Here is a 17,455-nt window from a genome sequence, read left to right as displayed (position 1 = left end):
TAAAAAATCAAATATTTGTTTTAAAAAAAACTTATATTTGCCACTATTAACTTCTCGGAAAATCAATAAATTATGAAGAAAATTCTTATCGTTTTTGGAATTGCATTAATTGCATTGGCCTGTAAAACCGAAGATAAAAAAACAGAAATCCAGGACGTAGAAAAAGAAGCCGTTGCCTATACGTCAATTGGTGAAGAGATAACAGCCGATGCTGCCAAATCGACATCAGATATGGCTGAAGCTTATAAATCAATGCGTGTTGGTGATACCATAAACGCTAAAATGATTGGTAAAGTGGATGAGGTTTGTCAGTCTAAAGGCTGTTGGATGAAAGTTAATCTCGAAGACGGCAATCAAATCATGGTGAAATTTAAAGATTATGGGTTTTTTATGCCAAAAGATATTGCAGGAAAAGAAATTGTGATCAACGGTAAGGCTTATGTAAATGAAGTTCCAGTTGACGAATTGCAACATTATGCTGAAGATGCAGGTAAATCTGCCGATGAAATTGCAGCAATCACTGAGCCTAAAGTAACCTTTTCTTTTGAGGCTGACGGTGTATTGTTGAAAGGCGAATAACAATTGCAACGCAAAATAATTACAACGGCCGATGGTTCTAAGACCATCCAAATTGAAGAATGGAATGAGCAGTACCATTCTATTCATGGTGCCATACAAGAAGCAAACCACGTGTATATCAAGCATGGTTTGCTTTTTTGTTTTGATCGGTTAAATTCTTCAAATGAGGGAAATCAAAAGATGTCAGTTTTAGAAATAGGCTTTGGCACAGGTCTTAATGCTTTTCTGACCTTGTTGCAAGCAGATGACCATCATATAGATATCCATTATACAGGTGTGGAGGCATTTCCAATTTCAGCAGATGAGATGGCCGATTTAAATTATTCAGAAGAGCTTCATGTTCCTGAAAAAACATCGCTTTTTGAAGAGATGCATCATATTCCTTGGGAAATAGACCAACGGCTAACATCGTATTATACACTACAGAAACAACAAAAATTATTTAAGGACATCACTGATAAAGAGCAATTCGATCTCATTTATTTTGATGCATTCGGGGCGCGGGTACAACCGGAACTTTGGACGGAATCAATTTTTGAAATTATGTTTGCTGCTCTAAAAAGCAATGGTGTTTTGGTGACCTATGCCGCGAAAGGCAGCGTACGCCGGGCCATGCAAGCGGTTGGTTTTAATGTTGAAAAACTACCTGGACCTCCAGGAAAAAGAGAAATGTTAAGAGCCAGAAAAGGCTCTTAGCATTAGGCGAGGTACGAGCCAAATGCGTCCTTTGTAAAAAGGATCTTAGCATCCAGCGAGTGTGCCAGCTAAATTCCATATTTGACGAAAGGGTTTACAGGGTTTGGAAAAGACTCTTATCATTCAGCTGCAACCAAACCACTTCTGTTAATAAAAAACTACCTTTTTGGGAACGTTAAAAAAATCGGTTATTTGTTAATTCTGTTAAACCTTGTGTTAAAGTGATAAACAATAAGTTTTCATTGGTTAACTTTATAAAAAGCACAGGAAATAGATGAAGGTATTAATTACGGGAGCTACAGGTTTAATAGGAAAGGAAATTGTAAAGCGGTGTCATGAACAGGACATTTCAGTACATTATTTGACAACTTCTAAGGAAAAAATAAAAACTGAAGACAATTATAAAGGGTTTTATTGGGACCCCAATAATGACATCATTGACAGCGCCTGTTTTGAAGATGTAGATGCCATCATTAATTTGGCAGGTGCGGTTATTGCCAAACGTTGGACAGAAAACTATAAAAAAACCATTATTGAAAGTAGGGTGAAATCACTACAATGTTTAAAGAATGCGCTGTCAAAAATAGAGAACCACCATATAAAACAAATTCTTTCAGCTAGCGCTATTGGTTTTTATCCAGATTCACTTACCAAATATTATGACGAATCCTGCACTAAACAATCTCCTACTTTTTTGGGCGATGTAGTGTCAGCATGGGAACATGCCGTAGATGAGTTTTCCGAATTGGGATTGATAGTTTCGAAGGTTAGGATTGGCTTAGTATTAGACGCCAATGAAGGTGCTTTGCCTCAAATGGTAAAACCTATTAAACTTGGAGTAGGGTCAGCTTTTGGCTCGGGGGATCAATGGCAATCATGGATACACGTATACGATTTGTCGAGAGTTTTTGTCCATATTATTGAGAATGAATTGGAAGGCGTTTACAATGGAGTCGCACCAAACCCTATTACAAATACAGAGCTCACTAAAGCTATCGCAAAAACGTTGGACAAACCTCTTTTTTTACCGAATATTCCGAAGTTTTTAATGAAATTGGTTCTCGGTAAAATGCATATCCTTCTTTTTGAAAGTCAGCGGGTCAGTTCGAAGAAAATAGAGGATTCTGATTTTGACTTTACGTATTCCAACATTCAGCCTGCACTGGAGGCTGTTTTAGCATAAGTGCTGTGTGAACATACAATTCCTGTCATATCTTATCAGGTGTCATGATTAGTCAAGTAAATTGAAATACGGCGATAAGTTCAATTGGTTTCTATTTTCTAAATTTAACGCCTCTTTCATGTCTTAAAAATTCGAGTACGGAAATGAAGAAAAGCGCTTGGCTTTTTTTTCGTCCTTAATTAGCCCAACGGCTTCATATGCTCCACTTTCAGATCTTCATAAATAGTTTTATAATAATCATAATTCTTAAAAGATACTTCCTTTATGTTGGAAGCGAACACCTGTTTTTATAAGATGGAATTGAAAGCTATTCCCGGGTTCTGGGCTTGCGATGTCTGGCGACGATATGATATACAGTATAATAGATAACAAAGTACAAATTCCAAAGACATAATTAACCATCACCTTCTAATTTGAAGAGTGAAATGTGATATCATCATTAAAATTTGGAAATCAGGACTTTTTATCCATGATAATTATTGAGAAAGTCAGCGTTTCAAATTGATAATAATTTCGAGTTGGTCCGTGATGGAAAATATATTGTGACATTTTGACATTTTTTGAATAATGGCAGTACTTTTGCCAATTCAAAAATGAAGATAAAAAATGAAGTTCAAGAATATGAGCAAAAAAGATAAAACTGAAGACATTGAAGACCTTGAAAACAATGTCGAAGAGACTGTAAACGAGGCCACTCAAACTGAGGAAATTAGTATTGAGGACCAATTGAAAGAAGAATTGGGCAAAGAAAAAGATAAATTTTTAAGACTCTTTGCAGAATTTGAAAATTATAAAAAACGGACGACTAAAGAACGCATAGAGTTATTTAGAACTGCTGGACAGGATGTAATTCAGTCGCTTTTGCCAGTTATGGACGATTTTGACAGAGCCATCAATGAAATTTCTAAAACCCAAGATCAAGATAATGAGCTATTGAAGGGCGTAGAACTTATTCGTAATAAGTTCAAGAGCACTTTAAATAGTAAAGGGCTTGAAGAAGTTGCTGTTGAGGTAGGGGATGTTTTCAGTGCCGATGACCATGAAGCCATTACACAAATTCCAGCACCTTCAGATGACTTAAAAGGCAAGATTGTTGATGTTATTGAAAAAGGCTATAAGTTGGGGGATAAAGTGATTCGTTTTCCTAAAGTAATTACAGGATTTTAAGCAAGCGAGTAAGGATTTAGGATAAGAATTGATTAGAAATAGCATACCATGAAGGAAGATTATTACGACATACTTAAAATTGACAAAAGTGCAACAGCGAATGAAATTAAAAAAGCATATCGCAAGAAGGCCATAAAATACCATCCAGATAAGAATCCGGACGATAAAGTGGCAGAAGAAAAGTTCAAGAAAGCAGCTGAAGCTTATGAGGTATTGAGCAATCCTGAAAAGAAAGCACGTTATGACCAATTCGGTCATCAGGCATTCCAGGGCGGGGGTGGCGGCTTTAATGGCGGCGGCATGAATATGGATGACATTTTTAGTCAATTTGGAGATATTTTTGGTGGTGGTTTCTCTGGTTTTGGTGGCGGTTTTGGCGGCCAACAAAGGCGAGTTAAAGGAAGCAATCTGAGAATCAGAATTTCCTTGACCTTAGAAGAGATAGCCAATGGTGTTGAGAAAAAGCTTAAGGTAAAACGTAAAGTTCAGGCTGAAGGTACAACCTACAAAACGTGTTCAAGCTGTAATGGCTCTGGACAAGTCATGCGAGTGACCAATACTATTTTAGGTCGTATGCAAACATCTTCTCCATGTCCAACATGTGGTGGTGCAGGAGAGATGATTGATAAAAAACCAGCTGATGCGGATGCTCAAGGTTTGGTTCTCAAAGAAGAAACTGTATTGGTTAAAATTCCGGCAGGGGTGGTTGATGGTATGCAATTGAAAGTATCTGGGAAAGGTAATGATGCTCCGGGCAACGGGGTTCCTGGAGATTTATTGGTAGCCATTCAAGAGGAAGAACACAGCACTTTAAAGCGCGATGGCGATAATTTACATTATGATCTCTATGTGAGTTTGCCAGATGCTGTTCTGGGTACCAGTCAAGAAATTGACACGGTGACAGGGAAAGTTCGAATTAAGATAGAATCAGGTGTACAGTCCGGTAAGATTTTACGATTGAGAGGTAAGGGTATCCCTAGTATCAATGGTTACGGAAAAGGTGACTTATTGGTGCATATTAATGTTTGGACCCCAAAAACCCTGAATAAAGAACAGAGGGAGTTTTTTGAAAGTGTGAGAAATGACGAACATTTTGAACCAAAACCTGAAATTTCAGATAAATCATTCTTTGAGAAAGTAAAAGATATGTTTTCATAACCAATAGGTAAATTGATAAAATTTACTATATTTGAATATCACTAATTTATTTTAGTGATATTTTTCTTTTTCATAGCAATTTTTTCCCATCCTTAATTTTTTAAGGGTGGGTTTTGTTTTTTAGGACATTCTATTTTATGAAATTCCAAGTCTATTCATGATCTTTAGAGAAAAATAAAACATAAAAGCAATCCTAAAAGCTAACATTTAATATATTTACACCCGTTTACACTGAACTTTTCAATCGCTAATTTATGAACAACTTATTAGTTGCTAATTCGGTTTCCAAGAGTTTTGGAGATTTTAAAGCACTAAATGAAGTCTCCATCTCCGTTCCCAAAGGAAGTATCTTCGGACTTCTAGGACCAAATGGAGCAGGTAAGACCACACTCATTCGAATTATCAATCAAATTACCATGCCAGATTCTGGTGAGGTGCTTTTGGACGGGATGCCTTTGATGCCCATAAATATCCGTGATATTGGTTACTTGCCCGAAGAACGAGGCCTTTATAAATCCATGAAAGTGGGAGAGCAAGTACTCTATTTGGCACAACTAAAAGGCTTATCAAAACAAGAGGCAAAAGAGCGTCTTAAGTATTGGTTTGACAAATTGGAAATTGGCGATTGGTGGAACAAGAAAATACAAGAGCTCAGCAAAGGACAGGCGCAAAAAATTCAGTTTATTGTTACGGTAATTCACAGGCCAAAACTTTTGATTTTTGACGAACCTTTTTCCGGATTTGACCCTATCAATGCTTCGCTCATAAAGGATGAAATATTACAGTTGAGAGATGAAGGTGCAACGGTTATTTTTTCAACCCATCGTATGGAATCTGTGGAAGAGTTATGCGACCATATAGCGCTGATTCACAAATCTAATAAGGTTTTAGATGGAAAATTGACGGATGTCAAACGCCAATTCAAGACCAATACCTTTGAAGTTGGTATGCAATCTTCTAATCCTGAAGAGACAACCCGAATAATTAAGGAGAAATTTGAAGTGCTTCCAGCAACTTTTAAAAACTTGAATGATGATATTAAATTGAATATCAAACTTCCTGAAGATACATCATCCAATGATTTGTTGAGCTTTTTAACTTCAAAAGCAGAAATCCATCACTTTGTAGAAGTTATTCCTAGTGCGAACGACATTTTTATTCAAACTGTAAAAAACAACTAAAAATGAACCATTTACCGCTCATCATTAAAAGAGAGTATTTGAATAAAGTTCGGAACAGATCCTTCATTGTCATGACGTTTTTAAGTCCCATAATTATGATTGCCCTCGTGGCTGTTGTGGCTTATCTATCGCAGATAAATAACGATAAGAAACGTACAATTTCAATTTTGGATGAAACAGGAGTTGTAGGAGAAGTTTTTGAGAATACTGAAAACACTACCTACACCCTTATTAAGGACACAGGATTTGAAACCGCTAAGGAGTTGGTAAAAGCCAAAAAAGACTTTGGATTATTGTATGTCAAGAAAAGTTCTGATACCCTTAACCTAGTGGAATCTGTGAATTTCTATTCAGATGAATCGCCATCAGTATCGATAATTTCAAACTTGGAGCGGAAGATTGAAAAACGCTTATCTGATATAAAGCTACAAAATGACGGAGTGGATATGGCCCAAATCCGAGCTTCCAGAACCACGGTTAATATTGCTCAGGAAACGTTCGGGGGCGAAAAAACGTCTAAAATTGACAGTTATTTAAAACTTGCATTTGGAGGTGCTGCGGGATATTTGTTGTTTATGTTCATTATCATTTATGGCAATATGATCATGCGAAGTGTCATTGAGGAAAAGACAAGTCGAATTATTGAAGTCATTATCTCTTCTGTAAAACCAATCCAATTGATGATGGGTAAAATAATAGGGACTTCATTGGCTGGCATCACCCAATTCTTGATTTGGCTTATTCTTGGAGGCGTATTATTATTTTTGGTTTCTGCAATTTTCGGTATCGATATGATGCAAATTCAATCGCCACAACAGGAAATGATCAATCAGGCCATGGCATCTTCCGATGCTCAAAATATTGCCCAAGACTTAATTACTGGGTTTGTTAATTTGCCAATCCTAAATTTATGTGTGGCATTTTTATTTTTCTTTATTGGTGGCTATCTTTTATACAGTTCTTTCTATGCTGCCATTGGTGCGGCTGTAGATAATGAAACGGATACACAACAGTTTATGATGCCAATAATTATGCCACTGGTTTTGGCGGTTTACGTTGGCGTGTTTACGGTGATAGAAGATCCTCATGGAACTATTTCAACAATTTTCTCGTTTATACCATTAACATCTCCAGTAGTTATGCTTATGAGAATTCCTTTTGGAGTTCCAATATGGCAACAACTTTTGTCATTTGCAATATTGGTGTGTACCTTTATGTTTACTGTATGGTTTGCCGCTAAAATTTATAGGGTGGGTATTTTAATGTACGGAAAAAAGCCTACTTATAAAGAGTTATTTAAATGGTTAAGGTATTAATTACCTGGCGCTCACGCCTTATTTTCTGACATTAAGTCTTTAACGTAAATACAGTGATTGATACTACGGATTTGAACGCTGTTTATGTTGATCATCCCACTCCTATTCAAAGTTGATGTGGGCTGTATCTTGTTAGCGCATATCCATTTGTCAATGGCTTGAGGTTTTACGAAAATCTTCATCCCTATCAGACTTTTCAATTTGGGTCGAAAAAAACTAATTTATGGTTTAGGTTTGATCATAGAATTTTACGGAACGTCTTTTGCATAAGTTTATGCAACCTAAAGAATACCTAATAAATACAGATTATAAAAAAAATAGAAATCAAATTTTTATTCGTATTCCTAAAAATTGTTTCTATTTTAGAACAAGAATAAAATCTAAATATTAAGAATGTCAAAAATATTAGTCATAGAAGACGAAGCTAGCATCAGAAGGGTTTTGGTTAAAATTCTTTCTGAAGAAAATGATTCTTATCAAGTGGACGAAGCCGAAGATGGCTTGAGTGGTCTGGAAAAAATAAAAAAGGAGGATTATGACCTGGTGCTTTGTGATATCAAAATGCCAAAAATGGATGGAGTGGAAGTTTTGGAAGCTGTCAAGAAAATTAAACCAGAAACCACAATTGTCATGATCTCTGGTCATGGCGATTTGGATACTGCTGTTAACACCATGCGTTTAGGGGCTTTCGATTATATCTCAAAACCACCAGATTTGAACAGATTGCTTAATACGGTCAGAATTGCCTTAGATAGAAAGGAGTTGGTGGTTGAAAATAAAATGCTCAAGAAAAAAGTGAGCAAAAACTATGAAATGATTGGCGAAAGCAAAGCCATTTCCCACATAAAAGATCTGATCGAAAAGGTGGCGGGTACAGATGCCAGAGTCCTGATTACTGGACCAAACGGTACTGGAAAGGAGCTTGTAGCACACTGGCTCCATGAAAAGAGCGAGCGTTCCAATGGCCCCCTAATAGAGGTCAATTGTGCAGCGATCCCATCTGAATTGATAGAGAGTGAATTGTTCGGTCACGTTAAAGGGGCTTTCACCAGTGCAGTTAGAGATCGGGCTGGCCGATTTGAAGCTGCCAATGGTGGCACTATTTTTCTAGATGAAATAGGCGACATGAGTCTTTCAGCCCAAGCAAAGGTGTTAAGGGCTTTACAGGAGAGCAAGGTGCAACGTGTAGGAAGTGATAAGGATATAAAGGTGGATGTACGTGTCATTGCGGCAACCAATAAAAATTTGAACAGAGAAATTGAAGAGGGGAGATTTAGGGAAGATTTATACCATAGGTTGGCAGTTATATTAATTCAAGTGCCGCCTTTAAACGATAGAAGGGAAGATATCCCTTTATTGATAGAACATTTTGCAGGTAAAATAGCCGAACAAAATGGGACGGCTCCAAAGTCATTTTCTGCAAATGCCATCAAACTATTACAAGAATACGATTGGACAGGAAATATTAGAGAGCTCCGTAACGTGGTTGAACGCTTGATCATTCTTGGGGAAAAGGAAGTGAGTGAAAGTGATGTCAAACTCTTCGCGTCTAAATAATAAAAACAATAAGGCAATTTCACCAAACTTAACTTAAAGTTTGGTGAGAAAATAGAACAAAACGACATGAGAGATATTAATATTAATGATTTTAAAATCAACGAAGAAGTTAAAATTGAAGGTCTGGAAACTACGTTTGATTTAGATGCATCAAAAAGCGACATAAAGGACCAACTGAAAGAAGTTCGTAAAGGGCTCGGTAAAATACAGGATAAAATGTACGCGCATGGCAAATATGCTGTTTTGGTGTGTTTGCAGGGGATGGATACGGCTGGAAAGGACAGCTTGATCCGTGAAGTTTTCAAAGATTTTAATTCGCGTGGTGTGGTCGTCCATAGTTTTAAAACACCTACAAGTTTAGAGTTGAAACATGACTATTTATGGCGCCATTATATTGCACTTCCTGCACGAGGTAAGTTTGGAATTTTCAATCGGACCCACTATGAGAACGTCCTAGTGACCAAAGTTCACCCGTCATATATTTTAAATGAAAATATTCCAGGAATTGATACCGTTGAGGACATTGATGACGCGTTTTGGGAAAGGCGATTTGAGGACATCAATAATTTTGAGAAACACATCGCCGATAATGGAACCATAGTTTTTAAATTCTTTTTAAACATCTCAAAAAAGGAGCAAAAAAACCGATTGCTGAGACGTTTGGATCGCGAGGATAAAAACTGGAAATTTTCTCCTGGAGATTTGGATGAGCGTAAGCTTTGGGATAACTATATGACGTGTTATGAGGATCTTCTCAATAAAACCTCAAAACCTCATGCGCCTTGGTACGTTATTCCTTGTGATGACAAAAAAACGTCAAGATATTTAGTTGCAAGGGTTTTATATGACACTCTAAAAACCTATACAGATATAAAAGAACCTGAATTGGATGAGGATATAAAAGCCAATATCGATTTGTATAGAAAGCAACTGGAAAGGGAATAGCTTTACTCTTTCAGTTCGAAGTTTTTCCTAACAATCACCAAGATTCTAAAGCCAACCTGCAAGATTTTTTAAACCTTATAGGTTAGAATCAATAGGTGTTTTGATAATACTATCTACGTAATTTCAATACTAAAATAGTCTATTAATTACTTCAAATCCATCAACCCATTCCCCATGAAAAAACTTTTTTTAGCATTAAGTATTTCGCTTCACATTAATATTTCCGCGCAAACCGATGCTGAAAATATCCGTAAAATTTACAGCAATTCTCTGACCAACGGAAAAATTTATAAATGGTTGTTACCTATAGAATTGGAACCAAATAACTAAGGCATAGAAATAAATCATGGAATCTACTGCTGGTTTATTGGCCGATTTACTTCTGATCTTTGAGAATTTTAAACTCAGGCGTAAAAAACGAAGGCAACGCAAATATGAACGGAAACTAAGATCACCAAAAAAAAGATGGTTTCACCGGCTTCAAAAAATTTTATTGTTAGGAATAATAGTGGGACTCACCTTTTATTTGGTGCGATTTTCTGCTTTTTTATTTGGAAATGCTGAAAATCAAACCCTCAAAAAGCTCACAGAGGTGGCATCGCTCTTGAAGCATGAAAAATTGACATCGGGCTATTATCCCCAAGATTTAGAAGTTATTGTTAGAAAGAATCCCTTGCTTAAAAATATTCATAAGGATTATTGGGGTAGGGAATTTTTTTATGAGCGCCATGATTCAGGTGAAAGTTATGTTTTAATTTCTTTGGGACGGGATGGCCAACTAAACACTTCAGATGATATTGTATATCAAAATTCAAAATAACTGAAGAGAAACTTCCCTGTCGGCACCACTTATATTCCTTTTCATGGCGAAGAAGGACATTTTTATGGGTAAAGCTTCATCCGATTTTTCGTTCGCTTAAAAATGGCGGTTTATGTCAGATGGGACTAATGGATGTTTATATATAGATATTTTGCTTTTACAAGCATAAATAGTCCGAAGCATAAAAATCCCAAAGCGACAAGCACAAGCACCACATCACCAAATTCATTGTCTAAGAACTGGAAAGCATCCGTTAATGTACTCATTTTTTTATGTCGAAAAGTTACTCCTGTTCTAATGGTTAAAAATGACATGACGCCAAATACTAAAGCTCGAGCAAAGTGTCCAATGACACCAAATTTCAATAGGGTAGATTTAGCTTTTGGTGGCATTTCTGATGATTGTACATTCTTTTTGAATTTATTCGAGACCACAAAATAAATTTCGAAGAGGGCTTTCCCCGCCAGAACCAATCCGAATAGAATAGCAAATACACTTCCAAATTTTGAACTTAATGCACTAATGATAATTTCTTGTTGATCATCATAACCACCGCCAAATATCAATTTTACGGCTACAAACCCTAATGCACCATAAAAAAGGCCTCCAGTGAAGTAGCCCGCCCGCGTAAAAAGTGCTTTAATATCCGTGCCTAAGTTTCGCGAGTCATAAAACGTTTGATACAGTTTCCAAAATGTATAACTAAATAATCCAATGGCCATAATAGTCAACAGAACTTGGCCAAAAGGCTGACCGGCCAAATAAGCAATGGCACCTTTTGTTCCGGTTTTTTGCCCACCCAAATTAAGAGTGGGCATGGCTGTTAATACACCAATGAGAATATAAACAAAACCCATGGCGCTGAGCCCAAACCGTGCAATATTCTCTTTGAACATGTTTTAATTTTCTTTAAACGTCTTATTATTTACATCTTTTATAAATTTTATCAATCCATTAAAGAAGTTGTCGGCATCATCATATTGCGTCAAATGCGCACCGTTGGTCGTTACACTTCTTCCGTTTTGTACTTGGGTGCTCATCCATTCCATATATTTTGGGTCCATTGTATCATGCTTGCCACCAATCATCAAGGTAGGAACAGTCAGTTCGTTTAATCGATCAGAAATATCCCAGCCTTTGAGAGTAGCATCACCTGTAACGCCAAATTCGCTATAACCCTGCATATAAATATAAATATTTGGATTCATATGGGAAAAGGACCGATTGATGAATTCTGGCCATTCATCCAATGGTAAATGCAACACGTGTTTGGTATAATAATGTTGGGTCACAAGTTCCGAATATCGCGGATTGCTAAAATCGTTCTTGGCTTCCATGTCTTTAATTTCTTTATGGACTTCTGGTGGTAATTGTGGTCCTAACACGTCTGCGGCATATGTTTCATATTCGGGGATACTTGCCATCATATTCGCAACGATAAGCCCTTTTAGATGCTCCTGATGTTTGAGTGCATATTCCATTGCTAAAAGGCCGCCCCAGGACTGTCCAAATAGGTAAAAATTATTTTTATCGAGATTTAGAGCTTTTCGCACCTGTTCTACTTGTTCTACAGCATGTTCAATGGTCCATAATGTGGAATCGTTCGGTTTGTCACTGTAATAACTATCCAGTTGATCGTAATAAATGTATTCAATTTCCTCTTTGGGAAGATACCCATCGAAATTCTCAAACAGTTCGTGTGTGCCTCCTGGACCTCCATGAAGTAGCAATACTTTCATTTTTGGATTGTTCCCCATACGTTTTGTCCATACATTAAACGTGCCTTTTGGAGTGGTGATAGGAATCATTTTGATGCCGCCTGTTTTTTGATCATCGCTATTGGAATAATCGAAATAACTGGATTTATTCTCATTTTCAGTTTTTCTGTTTTGTGGGTTTTCGCTGCAGCTTGAAAGTAGAACTACGGAAATCAATAAGAAGTAAAATACAGTTTTCATAATTCGTTGGTTTTAATTTCTTAGAAAGTTAATCTGGTCTGTACACTTATATGAAGGATATAAACGGAGGTGTTATTTATAGTTTAGTTGGATATCTTAAAAGCAATTATTTAGTTTATAGGAATTTGAACGCCTACTAAGTTAAATTTTTTTTATTCAATATATAAAAAATCTATTACTCCGGTTTAAAGATAAAACTAATGATTTTTATCCTCTAGATGATTTCCACAGTTATTTGGACCTCCCACTTCAAAGGAATAGCTTTTCTCGCATAAATGAAAAGAAACCACCAATTCATGGTCTCAACCATTGAAAAGGTGAACAGGAAGGGGCTGTACCTTTGACTGACTCAGTTACTGTCAAGGTGTTAAGTTTTTTCATAAGAAAACGGCGAGGTAGTATATTAAACAGAAATCACAGTACGATTCTGCAGTTTTGTTGAATCCGGAGGTAACTCTCAGTCTTTGAAAACGCTATAAAATTCCCTTAAAGCATTTTGAATGTTGATATGTGGTAATATTATTTCATTAAAAATTGATTTAAAGTTTGAAAACTTGATTATCTTAAACGTTCAAAACTTAACACTAATTATATGAAAATGAAACAAAACTATTTAAAAAGCGTTCTTTTCTTTATGTTTTTAACAGTTCCATTGCTGTTATCCGCGCAGGGAACTGTAACAGGCAAAGTTATTGATGGGGCGACTGGACTACCGCTTCCTGGTGTCAATGTTATTGTAAAAGGAACCACCACCGGCGCCATCACTGATTTTGATGGCGATTTTGAACTCTTGGTGCCTTCATTCCCATCAACCTTGGTATTCTCCTCTTTAGGATATGCCACTACGGAAGTTAAATTGACCGAACCTACGGTTTTAAGCGTCACTATGGAAGAGTCTGCAACCGGACTTGATGAAGTAGTCGTTACTGGATTGGCGAGTTCTGTAAAACGGCAGAATCTTGCAAACGCCGTTTCTACCGTTTCTGCTGCCGAATTAGTCGGAACTACCAGTCAATCTACAGTAGATGGAGCCTTGTACGGGAAAATTCCCGGGGTCAACATTACGGCGACTTCAGGAGCACCGGGTGGAGGATTTGCCTTAAGATTACGGGGGATTTCTTCTATTAACGGAAACAACCAGCCGCTCATCATCGTTGATGGGGTCTATTATAATAATGTGGAAATCCCTTCTGGACTTCGTTTTGCATCTGGTGCAAACCGTGGAAATGAGGAGAATTCTAGTAACCGTTTGGCGGATTTAGATCCTAATGACATCCAAAATATCGAAGTTTTAAAAGGATCGTCTGCGGCTGCAATATATGGGCAGCGTGGTAATGCAGGGGTAGTGTTGATCACTACCAAACGCGGGCAAACAGGCAAGACCAAAATTAGTTTTAGTCAAGATTTGGGCACGAATAAAATTGCAAAGCGTTTAGGCGTCAGACCATGGACGGCGGCATCGGTTGAGAGTGCATTTGGCCCTGCAGAGAGGGCTCTATATGAGGCTACAATGGCTGCAAATGGAGGGCTCTACGATTTTGAGGATATTATTTATGGCAATACAGGTTTTATAACCGAAACCCGTTTAAGTGCTACAGGTGGTAACGATAAAACAAAATTTTACCTTGGAGGTTCCTATAGAGACGAAGAAGGTATTATAAAAAATACTGGCTTTGATCGTTTCTCATTGCGAACCAATATTGACCATCGCATCTCTAATGTTTTTGATTTCACGTCATCTACCAGCTATACCAGAAGTAATTCCAGTAGAAGTTTTACAGGAAACGAAAATGAGGGTGGCTTAAGTTACGGATATACCTTGGCGTATACAAGACCATGGACCAACCTCTTCCCTGATGAAAATGGTAATTATCCTGATAATCCAAATGCTGCGGGGAATTCTATATTTGTGAGGGATCATGCCTTGAATGATGATACGAATGATCGTCTCGTGCAAGGGATGACTCTAAACACTAATCTGTTGCGAACCGACACCGATAGGGTGAAAATTGTGACCAGTGGTGGTTTGGATTATTTAGCGAACCAGACTTATGTATATGTTCCGGAAACTCATCAAGCCCAAGTTAGACCAGGACCTGGAGGTTTTATAGCTGTAGGGAAAAACAACTTTACGCAATTGAATACGCAAATTATTGGTGTTTGGAACAAGGAAGCAATGAACGGTGCTTTAGACCTTACCACTCAGTTGGGGGTGGCGTACCTCTATCAAAAATCAAATCTTGTAAATAGTCGTGGTTCTCTTTTAGCTGCTGGCCAAACCAGTGTTGACCAATCAGTAAACCAAGTTATTGATCAATTTCGCTCAGAAGAAAAGGATTTTGGATATTTCGGTCAAATAGAAGGAAATTATAAAGATCAGATTATCGCTACTTTGGGATATCGTATGGATAAATCCTCCAGAAATGGCGATCCTAATGAATTCCACGGATTTCCAAAGGCCTCTTTGGCTATAAATATGGCAAATTTCGACTTTTGGAGCATAGAGTCCATATCTCAGTTGAAGTTAAGAGCTGCTTATGGCGAAACAGGCAGTCCTGCCAGCTTCGGCTCTACGTTTACCAGTTTAGGGGCTAGCATTATTGGTGACAATATTGGACAGTCTGTCGTAGGAAGTAAGGGAGACGCCTTCGTGAAACCTGAAACTGCCAGTGAATTGGAATTTGGGTTTGATCTTGGAATTTTTAATAATAAACTCTCCTTTGAAGCGACCTATTATGACAAAAAGGTTAAAGATCTAATTTTGACTAGAGCATTACCTTCTTCTTCTGGTTTTACCCAAGAAACCACTAACCTTGGTGACCTTAAGAATACTGGGGTGGAATTAGCCTTAAGAGCTTTTGTGTTTGATAATGAAAACTTTAAATGGAACACGTCCTTACAATGGTATAAGAACCGTTCTGAAATTACGCGATTGGCTGTACCAGCATTTGCGCAACCTGGAGCTGGATTTGGTCTTGGTCTTGGAACATTCTATATTCAGGAAGGACAATCTGCCACCCAATTGGTCGGTAACTTAAACCTAGATGGTACAGGGACAAAACCAACCAAAGTGGGGGATGTAGAGCCAGACTTTCAAATGGGTTGGAGCAATAACTTCACGATCTACAAACAGTTTGATGTGTCTTTTCTTTTTAACTGGAAAAAAGGTGGTCACAACCTGAACCTTACGACGTTTCTTTCTGATTTAGGTTTGGTCACACCTGACCTTGAAACTCCAGAAGGTCAGGCGCGACTTCTCATGCCTGCCAATGCGGTGCGATTTGTAGAGCCTGCAGGTTATTTCAGATTAAGAGAGGCTTCTATCCATTATGCGTTAACTAGAAACACAGTAAATAGTGTGTTTGGCAACGCTGTGGAAGGTGTGAGGTTTGGGATATCAGGAAAAAACCTTTTCACCATTAGTGATTACAGTGGCTACGATCCGGAGGTTTCCGTAAACGGTGGTACTGGACTTTCTACAGGGATAGAAGTCGGTTCATACCCTAGTTCTCGCCAATTTTTCTTTAGCCTAAACGTTAATTTTTAAAAAATAGTAATATGAAAAATAATATAAAAACTTTAGCGATTATGACCTTCATAATCCCACTATTCTCGCTTATGGTTTCTTGTACTTTTGATGAAGTCGTAGATCCAAACGGGCCAAGTGTGGATGGGGTATTAAAAAACGCTTCCAAAGGTCAATTGAACGAGCTTGTGGTAGGGATAGAATCAACATCCCGAAATGGCATAGGAAATGAGGCTACGTCCAATGGTGTTATGGCAAGAGAACTTTATCTTTTTAATGCGGAACCTCGTAATACGGGAGACTTATTGGGCAAAGCTGGCATTCCCTTAGATAACAACTCTTTTTATAGCGTAGGGTCCTGGAACGGAAACTACAGGTGTATTAAGAATATAAACCTTTTAATAGAGGCTCTTGACAACACAGATGCCGTAAATGAAACGGAAAAAAACGGTTATCTTGGTTTTGCCAAAACGATGATGGCAGAAGAGTTGATACAAATACTTAAATCCTACGGAAAGGCGCGTTTGGACGTTACCGATCCTGAAAATTTGGGTCCGATAGTAGATTTCAATGAGGGCATGGCTAAGGTCCGCGCTCTTTTGGATGAAGGACAACAGCACCTGTCCAATGCAGGAAACAGTTTTGCATTTACATTGAGTAATGGTTTTATTGGTTTCCAAGAGCCCTCTACCTTTTCTGAGTTCAACAGAGCATGGGCTGGCGTGGCGGCGGTTTATGACGGTGATGGTAACGCGGCATTGACCGCTTTATCCAGTTCCTACATGGATATGACAGGAAATTTAAAGATTGGACCAAAGCATATTTTTGGCTTGGGTGGTGGTGATCAAGCCAACACGGTGTTTAAGGTTCCTAACCTAAATGGGGATCAGATTATCGTCCATAATTCTTGGATTGCTGATGCAGAGGCTGGAGACTCAAGAGTGGCACAGAAGTCGGCCCCTCGATTAAACCCAGCTTCTCAAGATGGCCTAAACGGCACCCATGAAACACGTTTATACGATTCTGATACGAGTCCTATAGATTTTCTAAGGAATGAGGAGTTAATATTGGTCTATGCGGAAGCAAGTATTTTGGCAAATAATTTTCAAGATGCAGTAGACGCTTTAAATGTCATTAGAAATTCGGCAAACTTGCCTAATTATTCGGGTGCCCAAACAGCAGAGGCATTAACAGCGGAAATGCTGAAACAAAGAAGGTATTCACTTTGGTCTGAAAACCATAGAATGTTTGATTTAAGACGTTATGGACTATCCAATACCTTACCCATAGATAGACCCGGGGATCAGGTATTTAATGTCATGCCAATTCCGTTACCGGAAACTTACTAAGAATTATAAGAATCTAGGAG

At 37.8% G+C, this 17,455-nt stretch carries 15 protein-coding genes; 13 read left to right on the top strand and 2 right to left on the bottom strand.

Features of this window, described 5'->3' with window-relative positions:
* Positions 1-72: 72 nt before the first annotated feature.
* From VLZ86_RS15535 to VLZ86_RS15485, 11 genes are all read left to right on the top strand, one after another.
* Positions 73-579, top strand: a complete 507-nt coding sequence (locus VLZ86_RS15535) for a DUF4920 domain-containing protein (RefSeq protein ID WP_325453079.1) — start codon at positions 73-75, stop codon at positions 577-579.
* A gap of 3 nt (positions 580-582) precedes the next feature.
* On the top strand, positions 583-1,275 hold the full coding sequence (gene mnmD, locus VLZ86_RS15530) for a tRNA (5-methylaminomethyl-2-thiouridine)(34)-methyltransferase MnmD (RefSeq protein ID WP_325453077.1): 693 nt from the start codon (positions 583-585) through the stop codon (positions 1,273-1,275).
* Between the two features lie 274 nt (positions 1,276-1,549).
* Positions 1,550-2,458, top strand: a complete 909-nt coding sequence (locus tag VLZ86_RS15525; protein WP_325453075.1) for a TIGR01777 family oxidoreductase — start codon at positions 1,550-1,552, stop codon at positions 2,456-2,458.
* Positions 2,459-3,064: 606 nt separating this feature from the next.
* Complete coding sequence (locus VLZ86_RS15520) at positions 3,065-3,625, top strand: nucleotide exchange factor GrpE (RefSeq protein ID WP_414652565.1); 561 nt, start codon at positions 3,065-3,067, stop codon at positions 3,623-3,625.
* Between the two features lie 48 nt (positions 3,626-3,673).
* On the top strand, positions 3,674-4,783 hold the full coding sequence (gene dnaJ, locus VLZ86_RS15515) for a molecular chaperone DnaJ (protein ID WP_325453073.1): 1,110 nt from the start codon (positions 3,674-3,676) through the stop codon (positions 4,781-4,783).
* A gap of 254 nt (positions 4,784-5,037) precedes the next feature.
* Positions 5,038-5,964, top strand: a complete 927-nt coding sequence (locus VLZ86_RS15510) for an ABC transporter ATP-binding protein (RefSeq protein ID WP_325453071.1) — start codon at positions 5,038-5,040, stop codon at positions 5,962-5,964.
* A gap of 2 nt (positions 5,965-5,966) precedes the next feature.
* Positions 5,967-7,280: an ABC transporter permease gene (locus VLZ86_RS15505; RefSeq protein ID WP_325453069.1), complete on the top strand. Its 1,314-nt coding sequence runs from the start codon at positions 5,967-5,969 to the stop codon at positions 7,278-7,280.
* A gap of 393 nt (positions 7,281-7,673) precedes the next feature.
* A complete protein-coding gene (locus VLZ86_RS15500; RefSeq protein ID WP_325453067.1) occupies positions 7,674-8,837 on the top strand; it encodes a sigma-54 dependent transcriptional regulator in 1,164 nt (387 codons plus the stop codon).
* Positions 8,838-8,903: 66 nt separating this feature from the next.
* Entirely contained in the window at positions 8,904-9,782 is an 879-nt protein-coding gene (locus tag VLZ86_RS15495) for a PPK2 family polyphosphate kinase (RefSeq protein ID WP_325453065.1), read from the top strand.
* Positions 9,783-9,956: 174 nt separating this feature from the next.
* Entirely contained in the window at positions 9,957-10,112 is a 156-nt protein-coding gene (locus tag VLZ86_RS15490) for a hypothetical protein (RefSeq protein ID WP_325453063.1), read from the top strand.
* A 163-nt stretch (positions 10,113-10,275) separates the two neighbouring features.
* A complete protein-coding gene (locus VLZ86_RS15485; protein WP_325452975.1) occupies positions 10,276-10,602 on the top strand; it encodes a type II secretion system protein GspG in 327 nt (108 codons plus the stop codon).
* 125 nt (positions 10,603-10,727) lie between these two features.
* Here the strand turns inward: VLZ86_RS15485 and VLZ86_RS15480 are convergent, their stop codons facing one another.
* Together VLZ86_RS15480 and VLZ86_RS15475 are read right to left on the bottom strand one after the other, a co-directional pair.
* Complete coding sequence (locus VLZ86_RS15480) at positions 10,728-11,498, bottom strand: DUF1206 domain-containing protein (RefSeq protein ID WP_325452973.1); 771 nt, start codon at positions 11,496-11,498, stop codon at positions 10,728-10,730.
* A gap of 3 nt (positions 11,499-11,501) precedes the next feature.
* A complete protein-coding gene (locus VLZ86_RS15475; protein ID WP_325452971.1) occupies positions 11,502-12,560 on the bottom strand; it encodes a proline iminopeptidase-family hydrolase in 1,059 nt (352 codons plus the stop codon).
* Positions 12,561-13,158: 598 nt separating this feature from the next.
* Here VLZ86_RS15475 and VLZ86_RS15470 point away from each other — a divergent pair.
* Together VLZ86_RS15470 and VLZ86_RS15465 are read left to right on the top strand one after the other, a co-directional pair.
* The gene (locus VLZ86_RS15470; RefSeq protein ID WP_325452969.1) at positions 13,159-16,107 is read left to right on the top strand and encodes a SusC/RagA family TonB-linked outer membrane protein; all 2,949 of its coding nucleotides are present in this window, start codon (positions 13,159-13,161) and stop codon (positions 16,105-16,107) included.
* An 11-nt stretch (positions 16,108-16,118) separates the two neighbouring features.
* On the top strand, positions 16,119-17,435 hold the full coding sequence (locus VLZ86_RS15465) for a RagB/SusD family nutrient uptake outer membrane protein (protein WP_325452967.1): 1,317 nt from the start codon (positions 16,119-16,121) through the stop codon (positions 17,433-17,435).
* Positions 17,436-17,455 lie beyond the last annotated feature (20 nt).

Source organism: Gelidibacter sp. (assembly GCF_035515035.1).
Classification (GTDB): domain Bacteria; phylum Bacteroidota; class Bacteroidia; order Flavobacteriales; family Flavobacteriaceae; genus Gelidibacter.
The sequence above is the reverse complement of the archived record's forward strand: the minus strand, read 5'-3'. Positions and strand labels throughout refer to the sequence as shown.